Here is a 25,625-nt window from a genome sequence, read left to right as displayed (position 1 = left end):
CGGCGCCCCTCAAATCACATCTTCTTGTAGGCGTCCAGAATGGCGGCGCCATCAGCGCCGGCCTTCTTCGACCAATCCTCGGTCAGCTTGGCGCCGACATCGGCCAGGCCCTTCTTGAGATCGGCGCTCGGTTCGAGAACCTTCATGCCGTTCTTCTTGAGGGTTTCCATGTAGGCGGCAGTCTTTTCGGCACCGAGCGCCCAGCCGCGGGTTTCAGCGGCAGCCGCCGCATCGGTGACGGCCTTCTGGACGGCCGGATCGAGTGCTGCGAAGGCAGCCTTGTTGACGAAGATGACGTTCTTCGGGATCCAGGCCTGGGTGTCGTAATAGTGGGTCAGCGATTCCCAGATCTTGCTGTCGACGCCGGTGGCGCTCGAGGTCATCAGGCCATCGATGACGCCGGTTGCCAGCGCCTGCGGCAGTTCGGCCGCCTGGACCGTGACCGGCTGGGCACCGACGAGATCGGCGATGCGCGACGTGCCGACGTTGTAGGCGCGCCATTTCAGGCCTTTGAGATCCGCCGTGCTGTTGACGTCCTTCTTGGTGAAGATGCCCTGCGGCGGCCACGGTGTCGCATAGAGGAGCTTGAGGCCCTGCGCGTCGAGCGCCTTTTCGATCGCCGGCTTGGAGGCGGCATAGAGCTTCTTCGATGCGTCGAAGCTGGTCGCCAGGAACGGCACGACGTCGATGCCGAAGACCGGGTTTTCATTCTCGTGCAGCGAGATCAGCACCTCGCCGGCCTGTGCCTGTCCCGTCTGGACGGCGCGCTTGATGTCCGGCGCCTTGAAGAGCGAAGCGTTGGGATGGATGGTGATCTTGAGAGCGCCCTTGCTGGCGGCATCCACGTCCGAGGCAAATTGGCTCAGGTTCTGGACATGGTAGTTGGCCGGCGGATAGGCCGACGGAAGGACCCAGGCGGTCTGGGCAAAGGCCGCGCCGCTGGCGGCGAGCAGCGCCGCGCCGGCAAGGCCGGTGCGCACGAGATTGGAAAGCAAGCTTTTCATATCAGTCCCCTTTTTGTCACTCTGGTTAGCCCGGGAATGCCATTTTCGGCAGAACCATCACGATTTCCGGGAAGACCGTGATGATGGCGACAGTCGCCACAAGCAGGAAGAAGAATGGCAGCGAGGCGCGGGCAACGGTCAGGCTGTCGCGGCCGCTCATCGTCTGCAGCACGAAGAGGTTGAAGCCCACTGGCGGCGAGACTTCCGCCATCTCGACGATCAGCACCAGGAAAATGCCGAACCAGACGAGGTCGAAACCGGCCTGCTGGACCATCGGCAACACCACGATGGTGGTCAGCACGATCATCGACAGCCCGTCGAGCGCTGCCCCGAGCAGGATATACATCACCGTCAGCACAGCGATAAGCGCATAGGGGCTGAGATTGAAGCTGTCGACCCAGGCGGCGAGCGCGTTCGGAATACCGGTATAGCCCATGGCAATCGACATGAAGCCGGCGCCGGTCAGGATCAGCATGATCATGCAGGTAAGCCGGGTCGCCCCCATGACGCTGTCCCAGAAGGCTTTTATCGTCAGCGTCCGCGACCAGGCGGCGATGGCAAGCGAACCAAGCACGCCCCAGGCCGCGCATTCCGTCGCCGTCGCCCAGCCGAGAATGAGGGTCGCGAAGACGAGCACGATGAGCAGCGTAACGGGAATGAGATTGGCCGATTCCCTGAGCTTCTCCATGAAGCTCATCTTCGGCGGTGCGGGCGGCTGCTTGTCCGGGTTCAGAAGCGACCAGACGATAATGTAGCCGGAATAAAGCACCATGACGATGATGCTCGGCAGGAAGCCGGCGAGGAAGATCTGGATGATCGAGACATTCGCCGCGACAGCATAAACGACCATGGTGATCGACGGCGGGATGAGGATGCCGAGCGTGCCGGCGCCGGCGAGAGAACCGAGGCTGACCATCTCGTCATAACCGCGCTTCTTCAATTCCGGAAGGGCGATCTTGGCGATCATGGCGGTGGTGGCGGCCGACGAACCCGAGATCGAGCCGAACAGGCCGCAGCCGAGCACGTTGACATGCATGAGGCGGCCGGGCAGCCAGCCGAGCCAGGGAGCCAGGCCGCGGAACATCTCTTCCGAAAGCCGCGTCCTGAACAGGATTTCCCCCATCCAGACGAACAGAGGCAGGGCCGCGAGCGACCAGGAGGCGCCGCCGCTCCAGGAATTGGTGGCAAGCACGGCGCCGATCGGAATGCCGGGAACGAAGAGCATGGCGATAAAGCCGCAGATCAGCAGCGAAATGCCGATCCACACCCCGCCGGCCAGCAGCGCCAGAAGGGCGACAAGAACGACGCCGGCGATTTCAACGAGTTCGATCGTGCTCATGGATCAGGCCCCGCTCTGCATGGCGCGCTCTATGACTTCCTCGGCCGTTTGCGGCTCCGGTTTCTCATAGCGCGGCGAACCGCCGAAAAGGACATGGAGGAGTTCGTCGACAAAGGCGATCGCGAGGATGATAAGGCCGCCGCAGAAGCCGAGCTGCGGGATCCACAAGGGCACGGCGATGACGCCCTGCGACAGGTCGTTGAACTGCCAGGAGGTCTTCGTCATGTCATAGGCGAACCAGGCGAAATAAACCGCGGCAACAGTGCCGGTGGCCAGGGCGACGATTTCGATGACCTGCCGCAGGCGGCCCTTGAAACGCTCGATCAGCAATCCGACACGGATCATCTCGCCTGAGCGGAACGTGTGGGCGAGGCCGAGGAAAGCGCTTGCGGCCATGCACCAGGAGGCGAAATCGTCACCGGACGGCACGTCGATATCGAGCGGGCGCCCGGCCGAGAGCCCCAGCATGATCAGGAAAATGGCGACGAGAAAAAGCCCGGCGAGATAACCGGAAAACAGGTAAAGTCCATCCAGCACCTTCCGGAGCCAATCCGGGAATATGCTGTGGCGGGGATCAACGGAGGACATGGATGGCCCTCCCGTTACAGGATCTCGAAAACGGCATGGTCGGCTCCCCTCGGTTGCCGGTTATCCGGGTGGAGCTCTTGGCGGCTTCCTGCCCGTTCAGCAAGCATGATGCTTCAATGTGCATTTTCCTGTCAACTAATCATTGACGTTTTATCGACGAAATGTTTTCGTTAAGGCACGCAATTTGATTTGAGGGGCGGAACATGACCGAGGCTAAGTGGGACTTCTGGATCGATCGCGGCGGCACGTTCACCGACATTGTCGGCCGAAAGCCGGACGGGTCGCTCGTCGCCCATAAGGTCTTGTCCGAAAATCCGGAAGCCTATCGCGACGCCGCCGTGCAGGGGATCCGCGAACTTCTCGGCGTGCCTGCCGGCGCCGCCATCCCTGCCGATGCGATCGGCGCTGTGAAGATGGGCACGACGGTCGCCACCAATGCGCTGCTGGAGCGCAAGGGCGAGCGCACGCTGCTCGTGACGACCCGCGGCTTCCGGGACGCGCTGGCGATCGGTTATCAGGCCCGCGCCGACATCTTTGCCAAGAAGATCATCAAGCCGGAGCTGCTCTACAAGCACGTGGTCGAGGTGGACGAACGGGTCCGCGCCGACGGCACGATCGAGGCCGCGCCGGACGAAAAGACGATCCGCGGTCAGTTGCAGGAGCAGTATGACGCGGGCTTCCGCGCCGTCGCGATCGTCCTGATGCACGCCTATCGCTTCCCGGCGCACGAGCAGCTGATTGTGCATATCGCACGCGACATCGGCTTTACCCAGGTTTCCGTCAGCCACGAGGTCTCACCGCTGATCAAGTTGGTCGGTCGCGGCGACACGACTGTGGTCGATGCCTATCTGTCGCCGATCCTGCGCCGCTACGTGGAGCAGGTTGCCGGCGAGCTCGGGACCGGCCTCGACGTCGCCGACAGCCAGGGCGCGCAGTTGATGTTCATGCAGTCCTCGGGCGGATTGACTGCGGCACGGCTGTTCCAGGGCAAGGATGCGATCCTTTCGGGACCTGCCGGCGGCGTGGTCGGGGCGGTCGAGACTTCGCGGTTGGCGGGCTTCAACCGGATGATCGGCTTCGACATGGGCGGCACGTCGACCGACGTTTCCCATTATGACGGCGAGCTGGAACGCTCGTTCGAAACCGAAGTGGCGGGCGTTCGCATGCGCGCGCCGATGATGTCGATCCACACAGTCGCTGCCGGCGGCGGTTCGATCCTGCATTTCGAGAATGGCCGTTTTCGTGTCGGCCCGGATTCGGCTGGTGCCAATCCCGGTCCGAAGGCCTATCGCCGTGGCGGACCGCTGACCGTCACCGACGCCAACGTCATGCTTGGCAAGCTCTCGCCAAAACTGTTTCCCGCGATCTTCGGCCCCAACCGCGACCAGCCGCTCGATGCGGATGCCGTGCGCGCCGCCTTCGAGGACATGGCCAAGGTGATCGGCGACGGCCGTTCGCCGGAAGAAGTGGCTGACGGCTTCCTGGCGATCGCCGTCGAGAACATGGCGAATGCGGTCAAGAAGATCAGCGTCCAGCGCGGCTACGACGTCACCCACTACGTGCTGACCTGCTTCGGCGGCGCCGGCGGCCAGCATGCCTGCCTGACGGCCGACGCGCTCGGCATCTCGACGGTCATGATCCACCCCTTCTCCGGCATTCTTTCCGCCTATGGCATGGGCCTCGCCGACATCCGCGCCAGCCGCCAGCGCACGGTATCGCAAGAGCTTGCGGCCGCGCTGAAAACTCTTCAACCGATCCGTGACGACCTGACTGCCAGCGTGCTGGAAGAAATGGCGTCGCAGGGCGTGACCGCATCCGGAACCGAGGTGCTGCACCGCGCTCATCTGCGCTATCAGGGCACCGATACGACACTGCCCGTAACTCTCGCCGATGCGGCAGAAATGACGCTTGCCTTCGAGACGGCACACAAGAAGCAGTTCGGCTTCATCTTCGAAAACCGCGAGATCATTTTCGAGGCCTATGAGGTTGAGGCGATCGGCGGCGGCGCCGATTCCGACGAACCCGAATTCGAATTGGACAATAGCGCGCCAACGGCCGCCGAACAGACAAAATTCTTCTCCGGCGGAGCTTGGCGGGAGGCGCCGGTCTACCGCCGCGCCGACATCAAGCCGGGATCGCGCGCAAGCGGCCCGTGCCTGATCGTCGAGCCGCACCAGACGATCGTCGTGGAGGACGGCTGGGCCTTCGAGATTACCAGGCTGAACCATGTCGTGCTGAAGCGCGTCGCCGAGCTTTCGCGCGCCAAGCCGATCGGCACGCAGGCCGATCCGGTGCTGCTCGAAGTGTTCAATAACCTGTTCATGTCGATCGCCGAACAGATGGGCGTGACGCTGCAGAACACCGCGTCTTCGGTCAACATCAAGGAACGGCTGGATTTCTCCTGCGCCGTCTTCGATGCGGACGGCGCGCTGGTGGCCAACGCCCCGCATATGCCGGTGCATCTCGGCTCGATGGACCGGTCGGTCGAAAGCGTCATCGCTCAGAACCAGGGCAGGATCCGCCCTGGCGACGTGTTCGCGCTGAACGCCCCCTATAACGGCGGCACGCACCTGCCGGATATCACCGTCGTCACGCCGGTCTTCGATGCCGAGGGCCAGAACATCCTGTTCTACGTCGCCTCGCGCGGCCATCATGCGGATGTCGGCGGTACGGCGCCGGGTTCGATGACGCCGCTTGCGACCACCGTCGATGAAGAGGGCGTGCTGTTCGACAACGTGCTGCTCGTCGATCGCGGCCGGTTCGACGAGGCCGGCATCACCGATCTCCTCTCCAACCACCCCTACCCTGCTCGTAACGTCGCCCAGAACGTCGCCGACCTGCGCGCCCAGATCGCCGCCAACGAAAAGGGCGTGCACGAGATGCGCAAGATGATCGCGCAGTTCGGGCTGGACGTGGTCCATGCCTATATGGGCCACGTCCAGGACAATGCGGAAGAGAGTGTCCGCCGGGTCCTCGAGAAGCTCGGAAATTCCGAGTTCTCCTATCCGACCGACCAGGGCAGCGTGATCAATGTGAAAATCACCGTCGACAAGGCCAAGCGCGAGGCGACTGTCGATTTCACCGGAACGAGCCCGCAAAAGAAGAACAATTTCAACGCGCCGGAACCGGTTACCCGGGCGGCGGTGCTCTATGTCTTCCGTGTCATGGTCGAAAGCTCCATTCCGATGAATGCGGGATGCCTGCGACCGATCCGGATCATCGTCCCGGAAGGGTCGATGCTGAAGCCGCAATATCCGGCGGCAGTCGTTGCCGGCAATGTCGAGACCAGCCAGCATGTGACCAATGCGCTGTTCGGCGCGCTCGGCGCGATGGCGGCAAGCCAGGGTTCGATGAACAACCTCACCTTCGGTAATGCGACCTACCAGTATTACGAGACGCTGTGCTCCGGCTCGCCGGCCGGCGTGTTCAACGACGGGACCGGTTTCGAGGGCACGGATGCGGTGCATGTGCACATGACCAATTCCCGCCTCACCGACCCGGAAATCCTGGAAACCCGTTATCCGGTGCTGCTCGAGGATTTCCACATCCGCGACAATTCCGGCGGCAGGGGCAGGTTCTCGGCCGGCAACGGGACGAAACGCACCATCCGCTTCCTCGAGAAGATGGATTGCGCCATCCTTTCCTCGCACCGGACGATCAGGCCGCGCGGGCTTGCCGGCGGCGAAACCGGCGAACTCGGCAAGACCACGGTGCGGCGCCTCGACGGCACGCTCGAAGAGCTAGGTGGCTGCGCCCAGACGATCATTGAGGCGGGCGAGGCAGTGACCGTCCAGACGCCGACAGCCGGAGGCTATGGCAAAGCGGAGTGATCTGCCGTAACCGGGAGGCATGACAAAGCAGATCGCGATCATCGGCGGCGGCCCGGCGGGCCTCATGGCGGCGGAGGTTCTCTCCGCTGCCGGCCACGCCGTCACGATCTACGAGGCGATGCCGACATTCGGGCGGAAATTCCTGCTCGCCGGCAAATCCGGGCTGAACATCACCCATTCGGAAGACTTTTCAAAGTTCGCGGCACGTTTCGGAAGCGCCTCCCCGCGCCTGCACCCTGCCCTGGAGGCATTCACGCCGGACGACGTTCGGGCCTGGGCAGCGGGTCTCGGCACGGAAACTTTCGTCGGGACGTCCGGACGGGTGTTTCCGAAGGTCATGAAGGCCTCACCGCTCCTGCGCGCCTGGCTGCGGCGGCTGGAGGCGCAGGGCGTGGCACTCAGGACGCGGCATCGCTGGGTCGGGTTTGCCGAAAACGGTCACCGGTTCGAAACGCCGGAAGGGCCGGTCACCGTCCGGCCCGATGCCGCCCTTTTGGCACTGGGCGGCGCCAGCTGGCCGCGGCTTGGCTCGGATGCCGCCTGGGTGCCGTGGCTGAGCGCCAAGGGCGTTGAAGTGGCCGACCTGCAGCCGGCCAATTGCGGTTTCGAAGTCGCTTGGAGCGAGGCATTTCGTAACCGTTTCGCCGGTGAGCCGCTGAAATCTGTTTCGACCACTTCCGACGCCGGCACGTTCCAGGGCGAATTCGTGGTCTCGAAACACGGGATCGAGGGCAGCCTGGTCTATGCCCATTCGGCAGCGCTTCGCGACCGACTTTTCTCGCAAGGCCAAGCGGCATTGACCGTCGATCTCGCGCCCGGCCGCACGCTGGAGCGACTTGGCCGCGACCTTGCCCGGCAGGATGCCAAGGCGAGTTTCTCCAACCGTCTGCGCAAGGGAGCAGCGCTGGAGGGCGTGAAGGCTGCCCTACTTCGCGAACTTGTTGGCGATGCCAACCGCGTGTCCCCTGAGAAACTGGCGCGCCTGATCAAGTCTCTGCAGATCCCGGTTCTCCGTCCCCGGCCGATTGCGGAAGCAATCTCCTCCGCCGGCGGCGTCGCCTGGAGCGATCTCGACGAAAACTACATGCTGAAACCGCTTCCTGGCCTGTTTGCAGCCGGGGAAATGCTCGACTGGGAAGCGCCGACGGGCGGTTACCTGCTGACCGCGTGCCTTGCGACGGGTCGCGCAGCTGCCCGAGGCGTCGAGGCGTGGCTGGGCTCGCAATAGGACTCGCTTCGGGGCTCGATTTGCGATTTCTTTCCTAGTTATCCGGCATTGTCCTGGATCAACGCCTCGGGGCGTGATTCGCGCAGAGTTACGCGGAGGAAGGGGCTCCATGAGCAGGGAAAGACGAAGACGCATCATCCGCAGGCGGCGGACCGTGACAGGTCTTGCGCTGGTTGCCGCCATTTCCTTCGTGGCGGGTATGACGGATGCCGTGGGCCTGCTTCTGTCGGGCGACTTCGTGTCCTTCATGACCGGCAACACGACCCGCGCGGCAATCTCCTTCGCCGATGGCGACTATAGCCATGCGATCATCCTCTTCATCGCGCTCTGGATCTTCATCCTCGGCAACGCTCTCGGCATCGTGTTTGCCTATACGGTTTCGGCGCGGCGAACCTTCGTCGTGCTATCGGGCGTTTCACTCCTGCTGGCCGCAGCTTCCATCGTTCCCACGGCCGGTTATCCGCGGCTTCAATTCTATCTGATCGTGCTGTCGATGGGCATGATCAACGCGACGGTCGAACATATCGAAGGGCTGCCGATCGGCCTCACCTATGTGACCGGCGCGCTTTCCCGTTTCGGCCGGGGCATCGGCCGCTGGCTGATCGGCGACCGCAACCCGACCGGTTGGCTGATCCAGACGGTTCCCTGGACCGGAATGGCGTGCGGTGCCGTCACCGGCGCTTTTTTGACGAAATATGCGGGCAGCCATGCGCTCTGGATCGTTTCGGTTCTGGCCCTTGCGGTGGCATTGGCGACGGCGCTTCTGCCGCGCCCGCTGCACCTGCACTTCCAGCAGCCGATCGTTTCCGCCCGCCGCCGCGCCTGATCGTTCCGAAAGTTTTTGATGTTCCTGCTTTCCAAGCTCTTCTGGGTGTTTGCCCAGCCTCTCTCGATTGCCTTCCTGCTCGGAGCTCTCGCCACATTTCTGGTCTTCGTTGGCTGGCGCAGGCTCGGCGGGTTAGCCGCATTCCTAACCGCGCTGGTGCTATTCCTGACGCTTTTCACCACGACAGGCACGGTGGCGCTGCAGGTGTTGGAAGATCGCTTTCCGAAGCCTTCCCAGGAGCCACAGGCGGTTTCCTGCATGATCGTGCTCGGCGGCGTGCTGGAAAACGAGGTGACGACCGCGCGCGGCGGCATAGAGCTGAACCAGGCGGCCGACCGGTTCGTGGAAGCTCTGCGGCTCGCCCGCAATCATCCGCAGGCTCGCATCCTGATTTCCGGCGGCGACGGTTCGATCAGCGGCGCCTACGAAGGCGAAGCGCAGGCTTCGGAACGGTTCTTCTCCGCCTTCGGCATCCCTGCCGATCGGCTGGTGAAGGAAAACGCGTCCCGCACGACCTATGAGAACACGTTGAACACGGCCGGGCTTCTCAAGGCTCAGGGGCTCGATAACTGCCTGCTGATCACCTCCGCCTTCCACATGCCGCGCTCGATGGGCCTGTTCCGGGCGGCCGGGATCACGGTGACGCCGTGGCCGGTCGATTACCGCACCAGCGGCATCGTTCGCCTGTCGCTGGATTTCACCCAGCCGGCGCTGAATGCGCAGCTGGCGACGACCGCGGCGCGGGAGTGGATGAGCCTGACCGCCTATTACCTCACCGGGCGGATCGGCGGGATCTTTCCGGGATGAACCATCTCCGGGCCGTTCTATTTCTTCGACAGGATATTGAAATCAAGGCCGCGCACCCTGACGCGCATTTCGCAGGGCGCGGCGTCGTTTCGACCGCAGAAGCGGGGATGCATCGTCAATTCAAAGACCATGTTGCCGAAGTATTGAACGAAATCGTATTTATAAAGCTGGGCGGTGGCGACCATCACGTAGCCGCCTTCCTTGATCTGGACATAAAAATTGTAGCGGCAGCCTTCACTGGCGCAGCGCGGTCCCTTGACCCCGTCGCAGGTGACCTCGGATTGGTTGGAAACGAGGTCGATCATGCCGTCATTGTTGATGTCGAAGCGCTTGATGAAGGCCGGTCCGAAATCGACGATCTTGCATTCCTTGCGAAAGTAATCCCTCTCGTAGATTTCCGGATCGCTGAAACGCTGCGGCTGCTGAGCAAAAGCAAGTGTTGGCGCAAACGCCAGGACGAGCGTCTGCACGACGATGATCAAGAGCTTTTTCACAGGCCGACCTCTGCAAATTCATCTGTTCACGGCACGCGCGGAAGGGTGACGCACGCAACGATCGGCGGTTATGCTAACCGCCTGCACTTGCGCGACGCTGGATCACAAGGTCTGACATGTCACTGCTGATGATCCTCGACTACGCCGGCATCGCACTTTTTGCCGCGACCGGCGCGCTGGCGGCTTCGCGAAAACAACTCGACCTCGTCGGCTTCCTGTTTTTCGCGGCGGTCACCGGGCTCGGCGGCGGCACGCTCAGAGACATCATCCTCGGACGAATGCCGGTCTTCTGGGTACTCGATCCGACCTATATCCTGATCTGCGTGATTGCCGGTGCTTTCGTCTTCTGCACGGCCCACCGGGTGGAATGGCGCTATCGCCTGCTGATCTGGTTCGATGCGGTAGGGCTTGCCGCCTATAGCGTGCTCGGCGCGGCAAAGGGGCTTGCCGCCACGGGATCACCGACAATCGCAATCGTCACCGGGGCGCTGACGGCTGCCTTCGGGGGCATCCTGCGGGATCTTCTCGCCAACGAGCCTTCGGTGCTGCTGAGGCCGGAAATCTACATCACCGCCGCACTGGCAGGCGCCTGCGGGTTTACCGCGGCAAATGCGCTCGGCCTGCCGCTCTACGCGAGTTCAGGCCTGGGTGCGGCCCTTGCCTTCGGTCTGCGTGGCGGCGCGATCCACTACGGATGGACATTGCCGCGCTACAGGCCACGGCCCGGCCGGGAGCAGGACGAGGCTATGAGGGGAAACAAAGGGAAAGAGTAGAAGCGTCAGCTTTTCTTTTCGCGCAGGCGGATGATCACATCCACATGGGCGATTTCCATGCCTTCCGGCGCTTCCGGCAGGTTGCCGATCTGGAGATTGCTGACCGGAATGTCGAGCACCTCGTTGCGGCCCTCGACGAAGAAGTGATGATGATCGGAAATGTTGGTGTCGAAATAGGTCCTGGCGCTTTCGACCGCCAGCACGCGGATAAGGCCGGCCTCGGTGAACTGGTGCAGGGTGTTGTAGACGGTCGCGAGCGAAACCGGGACGCCAGCAAAGGTGGCTTCCTCGTGCAGTTCCTCGACGGTCAGGTGGCGGTCACCCTTGGCGAACAGCAGGTCGGCAAGCGCAACGCGCTGCCTCGTCGGACGCAGGCCGCAATGGCGCAGTCTCGTCTCGATGTCCGTCATGGCTTCTGCCATATTGCCCGTCAACTCCTGCCGTTTCACGCCCATATAAGGTATCTTGACTTTCGGATATAACTTTTACGGCGAGGACTTTCAACAGTTTCCGCAGGATACCTGCTGCGAGAGCGCCAAAAACGCGCAATTTCGCTACAAGCCTCTGGTTTGCGCCTGTAGCTTCCTATATGCGGACCAGAACAAACGCATGTTCCAGTGGCTCGGCTGCCATCCCCAGGCGGAGCGCAAGTTCATCGTTACGCTTCAATTCCGACCGATCTTGCACTAAAGCTGCTGAAACAAAAGGTCTAAGGTTCAACGGGGGGAACGGAAATTTATGGCACCCAGGCAGTCCAGCTTCTCTTACGAAGAACTTCTCTCTTGCGCCCATGGCGAGCTGTTCGGACCCGGCAATGCGCAGCTTCCGCTGCCGCCGATGTTGATGGTCCACCGCATCACCGACATTTCGGAAACAGGCGGGGCGTTCGACAAGGGTTATCTTCGCGCCGAATACGACGTTAAGCCCGACGACTGGTATTTTCCCTGCCATTTCGAGGGCAATCCCATCATGCCGGGCTGCCTTGGCCTTGACGGCATGTGGCAATTGACCGGCTTTTTCCTCGGCTGGCTCGGCGAGCCCGGACGCGGCATGGCGTTGTCGACCGGCGAAGTGAAGTTCAAGGGCATGATCCGCCCGGACACCAAGCTGCTCGAGTATGGCATCGACTTCAAGCGCGTCATGCGCGGTCGTCTGGTGCTTGGCACCGCAGACGGCTGGCTCAAGGCGGACGGCGAAACCATTTACCAGGCAACAGACCTTCGTGTAGGCCTGTCGAAGGAAAAGGCCGCCTGATCCTGCTTCGCGGCCACAGAAGAACAAGCAGAAAAGGTTTTGATGAGATGAGACGGGTAGTTGTAACGGGTCTCGGTATCGTATCCTCGATCGGGAGCGACGCCGCCGAAGTCACCGAATCCTTGCGTCAGGCAAAGTCCGGCATTTCCTTCTCTCCCGATTTCGCCGAGCACGGCTTCAAGTGCCAGGTATGGGGCAGGCCGACGCTCGATCCGACGGAATTGGTGGACCGCCGCGCCATGCGCTTCCTCAGCCAGGGCGGTGCCTGGAACCATGTCGCCATGAAACAGGCGATCGCCGATTCCGGCCTTGAAGACAAGGATATCGGCGAGAACGAACGCACCGGCATCATCATGGGTTCGGGCGGTCCCTCCACCCGCACGCTGATCGAAGCCGCCGAGATCACCATCAAGAACAACAGCCCGAAGCGGATTGGCCCGTTCGCCGTGCCGAAGGCGATGTCGTCCACGGCATCCGCGACGCTTGCCACCTGGTTCAAGATCCACGGCGTCAATTACTCGATCTCGTCTGCCTGCTCGACATCGGCACATTGCATCGGCAACGCCGCCGAGATGATCCAGTGGGGCAAGCAGGACGTGATGTTCGCCGGCGGCCACGAGGACCTCGACTGGACGATGTCGAACCTGTTCGACGCCATGGGCGCGATGTCCACCAAGTACAACAACGATCCCGACAGGGCCTCGCGTGCCTATGACGTCGACCGCGACGGTTTCGTCATCGCCGGCGGCGCGGGCGTGCTGGTTCTCGAAGAACTCGAACATGCGAAAGCTCGCGGCGCCAAGATCTATGCCGAAATCGTCGGTTACGGCGCGACCTCGGACGGCTACGACATGGTTGCCCCGTCGGGCGAAGGCGCGATGCGCTGCATGCGCCAGGCGCTGGCGACCGTGAAAGGCGATGTCGACTACATCAACACCCACGGCACCTCGACGCCGGTCGGGGACAGCAAGGAAATCGGGGCGATCCGTCAGGTCTTCGGTGATAAGATTCCGCATATCCAGTCGACCAAGTCGCTGACCGGCCATTCGCTCGGCGGCGCTGGCGTGCAGGAATCGATCTACGGCCTTCTGATGATGCAGGAACGCTTCATCGGGGAAAGCGCCCATATCGAAAACCTGGATCCGGAATTCGAGGGTGTGCCGATCGTGCGCAAGCGCATCGACGACGCCAAGATCGACACTGTCCTTTCCAATTCCTTCGGGTTCGGCGGCACCAACGCCACGCTCGTCTTCCAGCGCTTTAACGGATAAATCCATGACCGGAATCATGCAGGGGAAACGCGGCCTGATCATGGGGGTCGCCAATAATCACTCCATCGCCTGGGGGATTTCGAAAGCCGTCGCAGCGCAGGGCGCCGAACTTGCCTTCACCTTTCAGGGCGAAGCGCTCGGCAAGCGGGTCAAGCCGCTCGCAGCCGAACTCAATTCCGATTTCGTGGTACCTTGCGATGTCGAGGATATCGCCTCGGTGGATGCGACCTTCGCGGCGATCAAGGAGCGCTGGGGCAAGCTGGACTTCCTAGTGCATGCCATCGGCTTTTCCGACAAGAACGAGCTGAAAGGCCTTTACGCCGACACCACGCGCGAGAATTTCAGCCGCACGATGGTGATCTCCTGCTTCTCCTTCACAGAGATTTCCAAACGGGCGGCGGACCTGATGATCGATGGCGGAACGATCCTGACGCTGACCTATGGCGGCTCGATGCGGGTCATCCCGAACTACAACGTCATGGGCGTTGCCAAGGCGGCGCTGGAAAGCTCGGTGCGCTATCTCGCCGCCGATTACGGCCCGCGCGACATCCGTGTCAACGCGATCTCGGCCGGCCCCGTGCGCACGCTTGCGGGTGCAGGCATTTCCGACGCGCGCGCGATCTACTCCTGGAACCAGAAGAACGCGCCGTTGCGCCGCACCGCGACCATCGAGGACATTGGCGGCTCCGCCCTCTACCTGCTTTCGGACCTCTCCCGCGGCGTCACCGGGGAAATCCACTACGTGGACGCCGGCTACAACATCACCTCGCTGCCGAGCCTCGACCGGCTGCGGAACGCCGATTCGGAATAAGCGCTATTTAGGGAAAATTTCTGAAGGCCCGCTGTTCGCATCGATAACGGTGCGTATTGCGGGCTTCAGATTGTATGGAACGGCTTCAAGCGCCTGAACGGCATCGAGATTGTAGCCACGCGCTTCGATTTCCCTGACGAAGGCGCGCGTCGTCAAAAGCGTCATCGGAACCGTTGCAGCTGCCATCAGATTCGGAACGGCGCCGTCCTCATAAAGAACCAATGCCTCATCCGTATCCTGCGGGTCCATTGCTTCGATATATTCTCGAATGGCCCGTTCGCCACTGTTCCTCAATGCCCGCTTGAGTTTGTCCTGCGCTTCCGGCGTTGTCGCACGATCGCGCAAAGCTGCGATCGCGATTCCCTCCAACGTCTCTGCGTGCTCGATCGCCCCATTCATGGACGTCATCCAGGCCTCGATCTCCGGCGCATAGGGTTTGGAGAGGTCGCTACAGACCTCTTCCTCGATCCGGTCGACGATAACGATCCTGCGATTGGTGAGCCGCATGGAATCCAGGAGCCCCGCCGCTGCGAGGCGGATCAACGGCCCTGCGTCAGCGATGACAATCGGATCTCGATCGAGCATATCGGTCCTTGCGAGGCTACTTCTTCGCCCATAGAACCTTAAAGCGGGCGTTGCGGCAAGTCTCGCCGCTTTCGCGGAAACCTTCGGCCAAGACCGGCTCATAGGTCAGGCCGCGATTGGCGACCAGCATCAGGCGGCCGCCGTTCTTGAGTGCCGCAGCGGCGGTGCGGATCATCGTCTTGCCGAGTTCGGGGTCCGTCGCCTGCGTCTCGTGGAAAGGCGGGTTCATGATGACGAGGTCGTATTTTTCCTTCGGCGGCTCGGCGCCGAGATCCTGCCAATAGAAACGGGCGTTGAGATCCGGGCAGTTGCGCGCGATGTTGCGCTTGGCAAATTCCAGTGCCTGGTAATCGGCCTCGAAAAGATCGATGCGGTTCACGCGCTTCGACTTTTCGGCCAGCATGACCGAGAGATAACCCCAGCCGGCGCCGAAGTCGGCAGCATTGCCGTCGAAATCGGTCGGCAGACGGCCTGCGAGCAGTTCCGAGCCTGCATCCACGCGCTCGTGGGAGAACATGCCGGGTGCTGCCTCGAACCGGGCGTCGATCACCACGGTCGACTTCTTCAACGCCTTGATCGCGGCGTCGGCATTGGCGGGCCTGGCGAACCATATCGCGACGCCGTGATATTTCGGGGTGTAGTCAAGTTCGATGCCAAGCTTCAGGAGCGTGTTGCGGAGCGGCTGGATGCCGTCTTCCTTACCGCCGGCCACGATGATGACGCCGCCTGTTCTGACGCGCTCCAGGGCCTCGGCGACGCGGTTTTCGTTCTCGCCGCGATGCTTGCCGCAGAGCACCAGCCCCACGTCGTAGCTATCGCCCTCGGCCTCGGGAAACGCGCCTTCGCTCAGGGCCCGGAACAAAGGCCGGAACGACTGTACCGCGGTGATCTCGGCCGCGAACCCTTCGGGTAGGGCGTTGCCTGCCTCGGCGCCCAGGAAGAGCACGCGCTCGCCTTCGCCAGGCATCGGAACAACCTCGGTGTCGAAGGGGTGGAACAGGGTTTTCAGGGCGTCTCGGCTCATGGCTAGTCTCGTCGGTTCGTCTCGTGACAGCAGATAAACAAAAGGCGCGGAAGAGCTTCCGCGCCTCGATGTCTCGGAAGGAAGAAGGCCTTATTCGGCGGCTTCGCCTTCGGCCTTCTTGACTTCCTGGCCGGTGGCCTGGTCGACGACCTTCATAGACAGGCGAACCTTGCCGCGCTCGTCGAAGCCCATCAGCTTGACCCAGACCTTGTCGCCTTCCTTGACGACGTCCTGGGTCTTGGCAACACGCTCGGAAGCGAGCTGCGAGATGTGCACGAGGCCGTCGCGGGCGCCGAAGAAGTTCACGAAAGCACCGAAATCGGCGGTCTTGACGACCGTGCCTTCATAGATAGCGCCAACTTCCGGCTCGGCAACGATCGAGTGGATCCACTTGCGGGCCGCTTCGATTTCCTTACCGGAAGACGAAGCGATCTTGACGGTGCCGTCGTCTTCGATGTTGATCTTGGCGCCGGTCTTTTCGACGATTTCGCGGATGACCTTGCCGCCCGAACCGATGACTTCACGGATCTTGTCGACCGGGATGTTCATCACTTCGATGCGCGGTGCGAATTCGCCCAGCTGGCCACGGCTTTCCGAGAGAGCGTTGGCCATCTCGCCGAGGATGTGCTTGCGGCCGCCCTGTGCCTGGCCGAGTGCGACCTTCATGATCTCTTCGGTGATACCGGCGATCTTGATGTCCATCTGCAGCGAGGTGATGCCGTCGGCAGTACCCGCTACCTTGAAGTCCATGTCGCCGAGGTGGTCTTCGTCGCCGAGGATGTCGGAGAGAACCGCGAAACGCTCACCTTCGAGGATGAGGCCCATGGCGATGCCGGCAACCGGCTTGGCCAGCGGTACGCCGGCGTCCATAAGTGCGAGCGAAGTGCCGCAGACGGTCGCCATCGAAGACGAGCCGTTGGACTCGGTGATCTCGGAGACGACGCGCAGCGTGTAGGGGAACTGCTCAGGCGTCGGCAGCATCGGACGAATGGCGCGCCATGCGAGCTTGCCATGGCCGATTTCGCGACGGCCCGGAGAGCCCATGCGGCCGGTTTCACCAACCGAGTAGGGAGGGAAGTTGTAATGGAGCAGGAAGCGCTCCTTGTACATGCCGGTCAGGCTGTCGACGTACTGCTCGTCTTCGCCGGTGCCGAGCGTGGCGACAACGATCGCCTGGGTCTCGCCGCGGGTGAAGAGGGCAGAACCGTGGGTGCGCGGCAGGATGCCGACTTCCGAGACGATCGGACGGACAGTCTCGAGATCACGGCCGTCGATGCGGCTCTTGGTGTCGAGGATGTTCCAGCGGACGATCTTGGCCTGCAGGTGCTTGAAGACGGCTCCGATGACTTCGGCGCTGTACTTCGGCTCGACGCCCTCGGGGAAGAAGTGGGCCTTCACCTTCGCCTTGACGGCGTCGACGGCAGCGTAACGGTCGGCCTTCTGGGTGATCTTGTAGCCTTCGCGAAGCTCGGCTTCGAAATGCTGGAGCATTTCGGCTTCGAGCGCGGAATGGTCTTCCGGTTCGAATTCGCGGGGTTCCTTGGCGGCAACTTCAGCGAGCTTGATGATCGCGTCGATGACCGGCTGGAAACCACGATGGCCGAACATGACGGCGCCCAGCATGATGTCTTCGTTGAGTTCCTTGGCTTCGGATTCAACCATCAGGACGGCATCGCCCGTACCGGCGACGACGAGGTCGAGGACCGACTCGTCCATCTCGTCGAGATGCGGGTTCAGAACGTATTCGCCGTTGATGTAACCAACGCGAGCGCCGCCGACCGGGCCCATGAAGGGAACGCCGGAGAGCGTCAGAGCTGCGGAAGCCGCAACCATCGACAAGACGTCCGGATCGTTCTCAAGGTCGTGCTGCACGACGGTAACGACGACCTGGGTGTCGTTCTTGTAGCCTTCCGGGAAGAGCGGGCGGATCGGACGGTCGATCAGGCGGGAAACCAGCGTTTCCTTTTCCGACGGGCGACCTTCGCGCTTGAAATAGCCGCCCGGAATCTTGCCGGCGGCATAGGTCTTTTCCTGGTAGTTGACGGTGAGCGGGAAGAAATCCTGGCCAGCCTTCGGAGCCTTGGCGGAAACGACGGTCGCGAGAACGACGGTCTCGCCGTAGGTCGCGAGAACAGCGCCGTCAGCCTGGCGGGCGATCTTGCCCGTTTCCAGCCTCAGCGGGCGGCCTGCCCATTCGATTTCGACGGAATGAGTATTGAACATATGTCTTGTCCTTCAATGCGGGAGCACACGCATCGCCGAATATCGGGCGCAGCGCACAGTCGACCGCAATCAATGTGACACATCATGGGCAAGACAACGGGAGGCTTTGCATCACCGGCATCCTGGAAAAGGAGCCGCGGCTAAAGCCCCGAGGGCTTTGGCCGAAAGCATCCGGCAATCCTGCCCCATGACAGGTCAACGGTTTGTTTGGCAGATCCGGCCCATCCGGGTCTGCGGGCAGTCACCACGCGAACTAGGGCGTAGCGCAAACATTTCATCGGACCTTGGCCCGAATAAAGAACCGGCAGGCGCCCCAAGAGCGCCCGCCGGAAATTTTTAGCGGCGAATACCCAGAGCAGCAATGATCTTGCTGTAACGGGCCTCGTCCTTCTTCTTGAGATAATCAAGAAGCGAGCGACGGGTGGAAACCATGGTCAGAAGGCCACGACGCGAGTGGTTGTCCTTCTTGTGATCCTTGAAGTGACCCGTCAGGTTGTTGATGCGTTCCGTCAGGATTGCGACCTGAATTTCCGGAGAACCGGTGTCGCCTTCGACGGTTGCATATTCCTTGATCAGCGCAGTCTTGCGCTCGGCAGTGATCGACATCTTACGATCCTTTCGTAAAGAGGAGAACGAGACGCCAGAAGCCGAGATGTCGTTCAGCTTCGGCCATGAATGCAGTAGGATGCCTATAGGCTCCTGATGCTGGCGCTGCCTATAGACCATTCACGTTGCAATTGGAAGAGGCGTCCGCCGATCAGCCGAACACCCGCTTCGGCCGGAATTCGCCCTGGCCGATCTCGCCGATGGCGATCAGCTTGCCACGTACGGTCGCATAGGCCTCCGCCTCAGCAAGCGGCGCATCGCGGCCGCGCAGGATGACCGGGTTGCCCATTTTCAGCCGATGCGCCTGATCGTCGGTGACGGGCAGGTGCGGCAGGCTGGACAGCGCCTCGGCGGTATCGATCAGGAACTCATCGAGCGCCGCCAGGCGTTCGTCGCGGTCCTCGATCTCTTCGAGCGCCACCAGGTCGGCGAGCGGCACCATCTTTTCCTCGGCGAACGGGGCGACGAAGGTGCGACGCAATTCGGAAATATGGCCATAGCAGCCGAGATCGCGGCCGAAATCGCGGGCGAGCGCGCGCACATAAGTGCCCTTGCCGCATTCCACCTCGAAATGCGCCTTGTCCGCGGTGACGCCAAGCAGCGTCAGCCGGAAAATCTCCACCTCACGCGAGGGGATATCGACCGTTTCGCCATCGCGAGCGAGGTCATAGGCGCGTTCGCCGGCGATCTTGATGGCCGAGAACTGCGGCGGGATCTGGCTGATCGTGCCGGTATATTTCGGCAGGAGGTCCCGGATCGACTGTTCGTCGGGACGCATATCGGAAGCGGCCGTGACCTCGCCTTCGAGGTCGTCGGTCGAGCGCTCTTCGCCCCAGCTGACGGCGAATTCATAAATCTTGCGGCCATCCATGACGTAAGGCACGGTCTTGGTCGCATCGCCGAGCGCGATCGGCAGCATGCCGGAGGCGAGCGGATCAAGCGTACCGGCGTGTCCGGCCTTCTGGGCGTTGAACAGCCATTTGATCTTGGAGACGGCTTCGGTCGAGCCGAAATCGACCGGCTTGTCGAGGATCAGCCAGCCGGAAACCGGGCGGCCCTTTGGTTTGCGGGGTTTGGACATGCGTTCTCTTGACTATTCTTTGTCTTCGCTGCCGCCATCGAGATCCCGCTGGACCTCCGGCGAGCGCAGCAGCTCATCGATCTTCTTGTAGTTATCGAAGCTGGTATCGTCGCGGAAGCGGACTTCCGGCATGTATTTCATCTGCCGGAGCTGGCCGCCGATACGGCCGCGAATGTATTTCGCGTTGCGGTTCAGCGCCTCGATGACTGCCGCGTGATCCGGCACGCCGAGCGGTGTCACATAGGCCGTGGCGACCTTGAGGTCCGTCGACATGCGCACTTCGGACACGGAGATTACGGTCTTCTCGATCAGGTCGTCGCGCACTTCACCGCGCTGGAGGACCTGGGTTATGGCGGCGCGGACCTGTTCGCCAACGCGAAGCATGCGCTGGGACGGCGCCGAGGATGATGCCTTGGTCATTTTATTTCTCTTCTAGAGCACTTGCGGGGTTCGTCCCGTATTCCAAGCGCTGCGTCAGCAAAGGCGGTCACATGACCCAGGCGCGCCCAAAGGTCAAGGCGCGGCCTTCGCTTTATCTTAACAGGACGGGCTGCCGGATGCAGCTCCCAAACCCGGCTCCCGCAGGTGCCGGCCGATCAGAACAGGGCGTCGTCGATATCGTCGTCGGACATGGTGGTCGTGACGGCAGCGGCTTCCACCGGCGGCTGGGTGCCGAGCAGTGCGGCATGCAGTTCGCGTTCGCTCACCATTGTATAAAGGCGGGCAATGCGGCCGCCGACATCGGCAAGCGCCTCTTCGAGACCCGGCGCTTCGAAGACATCCTCATCGAGTTCCATCTCATTGGCACAGGAACGCAGCACCTCGCCGAGTTCGGCGTTGAAGTTCAGCCGGGCGAGCGAGATATCCATCTCGCCGACCGCCGTCCTGCTCTGATCGCCGAGCGCCAACATCTGGGCATCCATCCGGTCGCCGACCGAGCGGATGTTTTCAAGCGCGTTTTCCAAACGCTGGTCGAGGCTTTGTTCGCTCTCTTCGCCGTGGACGCTGGTCAGCTTGTTGGCAGCGATTTCAAGCGTCTGGAGTTCGATCAGGATCTTTTCAGCCGTCTCGTCGAGCACAGCGGCGAAGTTGCGCAGTTCGGCGGTCACGACGTTGATCGCCCTGCCTTCCTCACCGATCTTGCCGCAACGCAGGTTGGTGTTGAGCGCCATATAGTGAATGTCGGTGCGCACGACCTTGACGATGCCGATGCCCTCGACAAGTTCCCCGACGGTATCGCTGGTCGACCGGCTGAGTTCACCGGCGTGGTGGGCAACCTCCTCGATTTCGCGCACGGCACCGCGAGCTGCGGCCACGCCGCTCTCGAGCTGCCGGATCGCATTGTCGTTGTCGCCGCTGTCAGCGTCGGTCATCGTCGCGCGCAGGGCCTCGATCTGCGACAGATCGGACCGGAAGCTTGCGACAATGGCAACGATCTTTGCAGTATCGCGATCGAAGTCGGAGACGGATTGATTGAGCTGCAACGATACGAGCTTGCGGATGATCAGCGACAGGCTTTCGCGCTGGTCGCCGGTCAGCCTGGCGGCCGCAGGCGACTCCAGATAGTCGGAAAGGATGCGCAGGGCCGACTGGCAATGTTCGATGCGCTGGCGGGTGATGTCGCCGACCTGCATGGCCGACAGCGTCGAGGCGAGCTTCGACTGGATGCCGCCTGCAACGGTACGCACCCTCGCGGCGCGCTCGACCAGCAGCTTGCGGTGCTTGCCGATCTCCGCCGCGCCGTTGGAGAGGCCGACAACGATCTGCGGCACCGTTTGATCGTAGCGTGCCAGGATCGCCTTCCCCTTGACCATCACCGGTCCAAGACCGTGGCCGAGGGTGCTCAGCTTGCCGGCCAGATCGTTGACCTGGCGCGAGCCCTCCTGGATTCTTGCGAGAATTTCCTCTGCGAAGCCGGCGAAATCGGCAATACCGGCACCGGTGATCTTTGCGGTCACCGCGAAGGTGCGCAGATAACGCAGCGTTTCTTGCATCTCTTCGATCTGGGGCCGGAGCTTGCGCTCGGCACAGGCGATTTCCTGGAAGCCGATCTGGCGTCCGGATTCGAGCCTGGTCAGGTGCGACAGGCGCTCGACCGTGCTCTTCAGTTCGGCCATCGTGGCGTTTGCCGTTCCTTCATCCAGCGAACCGGTCAACTGGTCGAGAGAGCTGATCAGCTTGTTCAGCACGTCGAGGATCGACAGAAGTGCAGCCCCGCCATCGAGAAAGCGTTCCTCGATACGTGACCGTGCCGTTTCCATCCGGTCGACAAAGACCAGAACGCCCGTCGAATTGTCTGCGACGTCAAAAATGGGTGCCCTGACAGCCACTTTGCCTCACCTTTCGGGTCCCGCGGGACCTCTGCCTGCTGACGATAACGACGATGAACTCGTCTGTATTGTTTTGGGACGGCCCGCACCGGCAAGTCGCCGATACGGTTTGTCCCGTGCGAGAGGGACTGTGAGCGCCCAGGGGTTAATTCTCGCAGAATCCGCGGTCTCATTTGCGACTTGTGGTTAATTTTTCCGCCTCCTCGGTGGGTCAAAATACAACCTATAAGTATTGTTTCGCGAAAAGTCGCCATACGCGATTAACTCACCATTAACGATGCAAGTCCAAATTCTGCCAGCTATTTCAGCTCTTTCGGAATTACGTTGAGGTAAGAATGCCTGCTTCCGATGTTAAAGAAGATTGCCTTCGCCTGCCGCAGAACCTGACGGTTCGCGCGATCACCATTGTCCAGCAGGAAATGCTGCAGTTTCTCGACAAGACCGCCTCCGCAACCATCGAACTCGACGATGACTGCCAGGTGGACATCAGCTTCATCCAGCTCATGGAAGCGGCACGCATTCATGCCGATACAGCCGGAAAGCACATCGCGTTGGCCCGTCCCGCCAGCGGCTCGACGCTCGATGTTCTGAAGCGCAGCGGCTTCCTCGAAGGGATGTCCGCTGAAGACCTGAAATTCTGGCTTCATCAAGGGGGTATTCAATGAGCGCCAGCATCCTAACAGTCGATGATTCCGCCAGCATCCGGCTGACGACGCGCGTCGCCCTCAGCAATGCCGGATATCAGATCACCGAGGCAGTCGATGGACTGGACGGCATCGCCAAGCTCAAGGCCGGCCAGTTCGACCTGATCGTCACCGATCTCAACATGCCGAACATGGATGGCCTGACGATGATCCGGGAACTGCGCAAGATGCCGGCCCATATGGGCGTTCCGGTCATCTTCCTGACGACGGAATCCGACAGCGACATCAAGCAGGAAGCCAAGGCCGCCGGTGCCACCGGCTGGCTCACCAAGCCATTCGACCCGGAAAGCTTGGTCAAGATCGTGCGGAAGGTACTCGGCCGATGAGCTTTCCCGATCCTATCGCGGTTTTCAGGACAGAAGCGGCCGAGCTTCTGGAACTGATCGAAGCAGGACTTCTCGACCTGAATGTAAACCTCGGTGACAAGGATCAGGTGGACGCGGTCTTCCGCGGCCTCCACACATTGAAGGGATCGGGAGCCATGTTCGGCTTCGATGCCCTTGCCGCTTTCACCCATCACTGCGAAACGGCTTTCGACCGCGTCCGCAAGGGCGAAGTTCCGGCAACCCGGGAACTGGTCACCGCAGTTCTGGAAGCCAAGGATCACATGCGTGCCCTGGTGGACACGCCAAATGGCGACCATGAGGCAACGGGCGAAGCGCTTCTCGCCAACCTGCGTGCCGCCGTCGATGGCGCCAACAGCCCGGGCGCGGCCAGCCCCGCCAAGGCTGCGCCGGGCCGTAACCATTTCAAGATCCGCTTCAGCCTGCCGCAGAACGCGATGGCAAACGGCACTAATCCGCTGCCGCTTCTCGACGAACTGCGCGAGCTCGGCGAGTGCGAGATTGTGGCAAACCGGTCCGCCATCCCATCGCTCGAACTTCTCGCCCCGACCGATCTTCATGTCTCCTGGCAAGTCGAGCTCGTGACCACACAACCGCGTTCGGCGATCGACGACGTGTTCATCTTCGTCATGGACGAAATGCAGCTCGACGTCGTCACAGTGGAGCCTCCGCGCGCCGCCGGCACGCCGGCCAAGACCGAAGCCCCGGTTGCCGAAGCTCTGCCTGCCCCGGCACCCCAGGCCGTTGCAGCGGCACCGACCGCCCCAGCCCCTGCGCCCACCGCTCCGGCACTCGTCGATGCAAAGCAGAAAAAGACGTCCGAAAACGTCCGTGTACCCGCCGAAAAGCTCGACGAGCTGATGGACCGGGTCGGCGAACTCGTGATCGCCCAGTCGCGCCTCAGCCAGCTTGCAGGCGGCAGCGGCGACCTGCAGCTGCGGGCCGTCTCGGAAGACGTGGAACGCTTGTCCGGCGAGCTGCGGGATACGATGATGGTGCTGCGCATGGTGCCGGTCACCCAGCTCTTCGGCCGCTTCCGCCGGCTGGTACACGATCTGGCGCGTGAAACCGGCAAGACGATCGAGCTGCTGACCGAGGGCGAAACGACGGAAGTCGACAAGAGCGTGATCGAACGCCTTGCCGATCCTCTCGTGCATCTCGTGCGCAACTCCTGCGACCACGGTCTCGAGACGCCCGAGGAACGGCGTGCCGCCGGCAAACCGGAGGCGGGCCATATCCTGCTCACCGCCCGCCAGCAGGCCGGCGAAGTGATCATCACCATCAAGGACGATGGCCGTGGCATCAACAAGGAGCGGGTGCGGGCCAAGGCGGAATCCTCCGGTCTCATCGCATCCAATGCCAACCTCACCGACCAGGAACTCTATCAGCTGATCTTTCAGCCCGGCTTCTCGACGGCCCAGACGGTCACCAACCTCTCCGGCCGCGGCGTCGGCATGGACGTGGTCAAGCGGACGATCGACGCTTTGCGCGGCACGATCAACGTCACAAGCCACGTTGGCAAGGGTTCAGAGATCTCGCTCGCCATCCCGCTGACGCTCGCGATCATCGACGGGCTGCTCGTGCGGGTCGGCGACGGCCGCTATGTCATCCCGCTTTCGGCGGTGGAGGAATGCCTCGAACTTCCGATCGAGGAAGACATGCGCTCGCGCGGCCGCAGCTTCATCTCGCTGCGCGACAGCCTGGTGCCGTTCCTCAGGCTTCGGGACCTGTTCCGCACCGGCACCAAGCCCGATCCCTTCCAGAAGGTGGTCGTCATCTCGACCGGTTCCGAACGGGTGGGCCTGGTCGTCGACCAGATCATCGGCGACCACCAGACGGTCATCAAGGGAATGTCGAAACTGCACCACGACGTCGCCACCTTCTCGGGGGCGACCATCCTCGGCGACGGGGACGTGGCGTTGATCCTCGACGTCGGCCATCTCGTGGCCGAAGGACAACAACAGGAGGCGCATCTGCGCGCGGCCGGATGAACGAAGCAGTCAGAAAGATCTCCGAAAACCTCTGGGGCGGCCGCGACGAGCTGGAAGTCCTGACATTCGATATCGCCGGCGAGATGTTCGCGCTGGAAGCCGTGAGCGTACAGGAAATCCTCGATCTCCTGCCCGAGACCATGGTTCCCGGCGCAAAAGCCTTCGTCGGCAGCGTCATCAACTTCCGCGGCAAGGTCATTCCGCTGGCCGATATCCGGCTCGCATTCGGCATGGAAGCGACGAAGCCGACGATCGACAGCCGGATCATCGTCATCGCGATCAACATCGGCGGCGAACCGGTTCTTGCAGGCATCCGTACAGACAAAGTGCATGAGGTCACCACCCTGCTCCGCGCCGCCGGCGAACCGCCGCCGAGCGTGGGCATGCGCTGGCGGCCGGATTTCATCGATTGCCTCGTCAAGCGGGGGGCGGAGTTCATCATTCTCCCCAATCTCCAGGCGATCTTCTCCGCCCAACACGACCATTCCGCGACCGGGGCTTCCCACGGTTGA

Annotated in this window: 24 protein-coding genes; 12 read left to right on the top strand and 12 right to left on the bottom strand. The window is 62.1% G+C overall.

The window, feature by feature from the left end; translation table 11 throughout:
• Positions 1-14: 14 nt before the first annotated feature.
• Genes ACSQ3G_RS21025 through ACSQ3G_RS21015 form a run of 3 tightly spaced genes read right to left on the bottom strand, consistent with a single transcriptional unit; the run spans position 15 to position 2,931 of the window.
• Positions 15-995, bottom strand: a complete 981-nt coding sequence (locus tag ACSQ3G_RS21025; protein ID WP_105417626.1) for a TRAP transporter substrate-binding protein — start codon at positions 993-995, stop codon at positions 15-17.
• Between the two features lie 34 nt (positions 996-1,029).
• Positions 1,030-2,343, bottom strand: coding sequence for a TRAP transporter large permease (locus ACSQ3G_RS21020; RefSeq protein WP_436111404.1), 1,314 nt, complete (start codon positions 2,341-2,343; stop codon positions 1,030-1,032).
• 3 nt (positions 2,344-2,346) lie between these two features.
• Positions 2,347-2,931, bottom strand: a complete 585-nt coding sequence (locus ACSQ3G_RS21015) for a TRAP transporter small permease (protein ID WP_436111403.1) — start codon at positions 2,929-2,931, stop codon at positions 2,347-2,349.
• Positions 2,932-3,134: 203 nt separating this feature from the next.
• Between ACSQ3G_RS21015 and ACSQ3G_RS21010 the strand changes: the two genes are divergently transcribed.
• The 4 genes from ACSQ3G_RS21010 to ACSQ3G_RS20995 all read left to right on the top strand — a co-directional run bounded on the left by ACSQ3G_RS21010 (position 3,135) and on the right by ACSQ3G_RS20995 (position 9,622).
• Positions 3,135-6,761, top strand: coding sequence for a hydantoinase B/oxoprolinase family protein (locus tag ACSQ3G_RS21010; protein ID WP_436111402.1), 3,627 nt, complete (start codon positions 3,135-3,137; stop codon positions 6,759-6,761).
• Between the two features lie 19 nt (positions 6,762-6,780).
• Complete coding sequence (locus ACSQ3G_RS21005) at positions 6,781-7,989, top strand: TIGR03862 family flavoprotein (protein ID WP_436111401.1); 1,209 nt, start codon at positions 6,781-6,783, stop codon at positions 7,987-7,989.
• 109 nt (positions 7,990-8,098) lie between these two features.
• Positions 8,099-8,815, top strand: coding sequence for a YoaK family protein (locus ACSQ3G_RS21000; RefSeq protein ID WP_436111400.1), 717 nt, complete (start codon positions 8,099-8,101; stop codon positions 8,813-8,815).
• An 18-nt stretch (positions 8,816-8,833) separates the two neighbouring features.
• Positions 8,834-9,622: a YdcF family protein gene (locus tag ACSQ3G_RS20995; RefSeq protein WP_436111399.1), complete on the top strand. Its 789-nt coding sequence runs from the start codon at positions 8,834-8,836 to the stop codon at positions 9,620-9,622.
• A 17-nt stretch (positions 9,623-9,639) separates the two neighbouring features.
• On the opposite strand, the gene ACSQ3G_RS20990 is transcribed toward ACSQ3G_RS20995, so the two are convergent.
• Positions 9,640-10,116: a hypothetical protein gene (locus tag ACSQ3G_RS20990; RefSeq protein ID WP_105402248.1), complete on the bottom strand. Its 477-nt coding sequence runs from the start codon at positions 10,114-10,116 to the stop codon at positions 9,640-9,642.
• A gap of 116 nt (positions 10,117-10,232) precedes the next feature.
• Here ACSQ3G_RS20990 and ACSQ3G_RS20985 point away from each other — a divergent pair, with 116 nt between their 5' ends.
• Positions 10,233-10,889, top strand: coding sequence for a trimeric intracellular cation channel family protein (locus ACSQ3G_RS20985; RefSeq protein ID WP_046637907.1), 657 nt, complete (start codon positions 10,233-10,235; stop codon positions 10,887-10,889).
• A gap of 5 nt (positions 10,890-10,894) precedes the next feature.
• On the opposite strand, the gene irrA is transcribed toward ACSQ3G_RS20985, so the two are convergent.
• The gene (gene irrA, locus ACSQ3G_RS20980) at positions 10,895-11,311 is read right to left on the bottom strand and encodes an iron response transcriptional regulator IrrA (RefSeq protein ID WP_037080327.1); all 417 of its coding nucleotides are present in this window, start codon (positions 11,309-11,311) and stop codon (positions 10,895-10,897) included.
• A gap of 316 nt (positions 11,312-11,627) precedes the next feature.
• Between irrA and fabA the strand changes: the two genes are divergently transcribed.
• From fabA to fabI, 3 genes are read left to right on the top strand one after another with little or no spacing between them, the layout of a single operon-like run.
• A complete protein-coding gene (gene fabA, locus ACSQ3G_RS20975) occupies positions 11,628-12,143 on the top strand; it encodes a 3-hydroxyacyl-[acyl-carrier-protein] dehydratase FabA (protein ID WP_037080143.1) in 516 nt (171 codons plus the stop codon).
• 47 nt (positions 12,144-12,190) lie between these two features.
• On the top strand, positions 12,191-13,414 hold the full coding sequence (fabB, locus tag ACSQ3G_RS20970; RefSeq protein ID WP_046602824.1) for a beta-ketoacyl-ACP synthase I: 1,224 nt from the start codon (positions 12,191-12,193) through the stop codon (positions 13,412-13,414).
• Positions 13,415-13,418: 4 nt separating this feature from the next.
• Entirely contained in the window at positions 13,419-14,225 is an 807-nt protein-coding gene (gene fabI, locus ACSQ3G_RS20965) for an enoyl-ACP reductase FabI (protein WP_038547712.1), read from the top strand.
• Between the two features lie 3 nt (positions 14,226-14,228).
• On the opposite strand, the gene ACSQ3G_RS20960 is transcribed toward fabI, so the two are convergent.
• The 7 genes from ACSQ3G_RS20960 to ACSQ3G_RS20930 form a co-directional block, all read right to left on the bottom strand.
• Positions 14,229-14,624 carry a hypothetical protein gene (locus ACSQ3G_RS20960; RefSeq protein ID WP_436111398.1) on the bottom strand — a complete coding sequence of 132 codons (396 nt, stop codon included), beginning with the start codon at positions 14,622-14,624 and terminating at the stop codon, positions 14,229-14,231.
• A 202-nt stretch (positions 14,625-14,826) separates the two neighbouring features.
• Positions 14,827-15,834 carry a class I SAM-dependent methyltransferase gene (locus ACSQ3G_RS20955; RefSeq protein WP_436111397.1) on the bottom strand — a complete coding sequence of 336 codons (1,008 nt, stop codon included), beginning with the start codon at positions 15,832-15,834 and terminating at the stop codon, positions 14,827-14,829.
• Positions 15,835-15,924: 90 nt separating this feature from the next.
• Positions 15,925-18,057, bottom strand: a complete 2,133-nt coding sequence (gene pnp / locus ACSQ3G_RS20950) for a polyribonucleotide nucleotidyltransferase (protein WP_436111396.1) — start codon at positions 18,055-18,057, stop codon at positions 15,925-15,927.
• Between the two features lie 336 nt (positions 18,058-18,393).
• Positions 18,394-18,663: a 30S ribosomal protein S15 gene (rpsO, locus tag ACSQ3G_RS20945; protein WP_038547700.1), complete on the bottom strand. Its 270-nt coding sequence runs from the start codon at positions 18,661-18,663 to the stop codon at positions 18,394-18,396.
• A 151-nt stretch (positions 18,664-18,814) separates the two neighbouring features.
• Positions 18,815-19,744, bottom strand: coding sequence for a tRNA pseudouridine(55) synthase TruB (gene truB / locus ACSQ3G_RS20940; protein WP_105402240.1), 930 nt, complete (start codon positions 19,742-19,744; stop codon positions 18,815-18,817).
• A gap of 12 nt (positions 19,745-19,756) precedes the next feature.
• On the bottom strand, positions 19,757-20,164 hold the full coding sequence (gene rbfA / locus ACSQ3G_RS20935; protein WP_046611492.1) for a 30S ribosome-binding factor RbfA: 408 nt from the start codon (positions 20,162-20,164) through the stop codon (positions 19,757-19,759).
• Positions 20,165-20,340: 176 nt separating this feature from the next.
• A complete protein-coding gene (locus ACSQ3G_RS20930; protein ID WP_436111395.1) occupies positions 20,341-22,074 on the bottom strand; it encodes a methyl-accepting chemotaxis protein in 1,734 nt (577 codons plus the stop codon).
• Positions 22,075-22,409: 335 nt separating this feature from the next.
• Between ACSQ3G_RS20930 and ACSQ3G_RS20925 the strand changes: the two genes are divergently transcribed.
• From ACSQ3G_RS20925 to ACSQ3G_RS20910, 4 genes are read left to right on the top strand one after another with little or no spacing between them, the layout of a single operon-like run.
• Positions 22,410-22,739 carry a hypothetical protein gene (locus ACSQ3G_RS20925; protein WP_105402238.1) on the top strand — a complete coding sequence of 110 codons (330 nt, stop codon included), beginning with the start codon at positions 22,410-22,412 and terminating at the stop codon, positions 22,737-22,739.
• Positions 22,736-23,104: a response regulator gene (locus ACSQ3G_RS20920; protein ID WP_046637913.1), complete on the top strand. Its 369-nt coding sequence runs from the start codon at positions 22,736-22,738 to the stop codon at positions 23,102-23,104. Before ACSQ3G_RS20925 ends, ACSQ3G_RS20920 begins: the two co-directional genes overlap by 4 nt.
• Complete coding sequence (locus ACSQ3G_RS20915; protein ID WP_105402237.1) at positions 23,101-25,113, top strand: chemotaxis protein CheA; 2,013 nt, start codon at positions 23,101-23,103, stop codon at positions 25,111-25,113. Before ACSQ3G_RS20920 ends, ACSQ3G_RS20915 begins: the two co-directional genes overlap by 4 nt.
• Positions 25,110-25,625 (top strand): chemotaxis protein CheW, encoded by a 516-nt coding sequence (locus ACSQ3G_RS20910; protein ID WP_037080182.1) that lies wholly within the window; start codon positions 25,110-25,112, stop codon positions 25,623-25,625. Before ACSQ3G_RS20915 ends, ACSQ3G_RS20910 begins: the two co-directional genes overlap by 4 nt.

It is taken from the genome of Neorhizobium tomejilense, assembly GCF_964254135.1.
GTDB classification, from domain to species: Bacteria; Pseudomonadota; Alphaproteobacteria; order Rhizobiales; family Rhizobiaceae; genus Neorhizobium; species Neorhizobium tomejilense.
The sequence above is the reverse complement of the archived record's forward strand: the minus strand, read 5'-3'. Positions and strand labels throughout refer to the sequence as shown.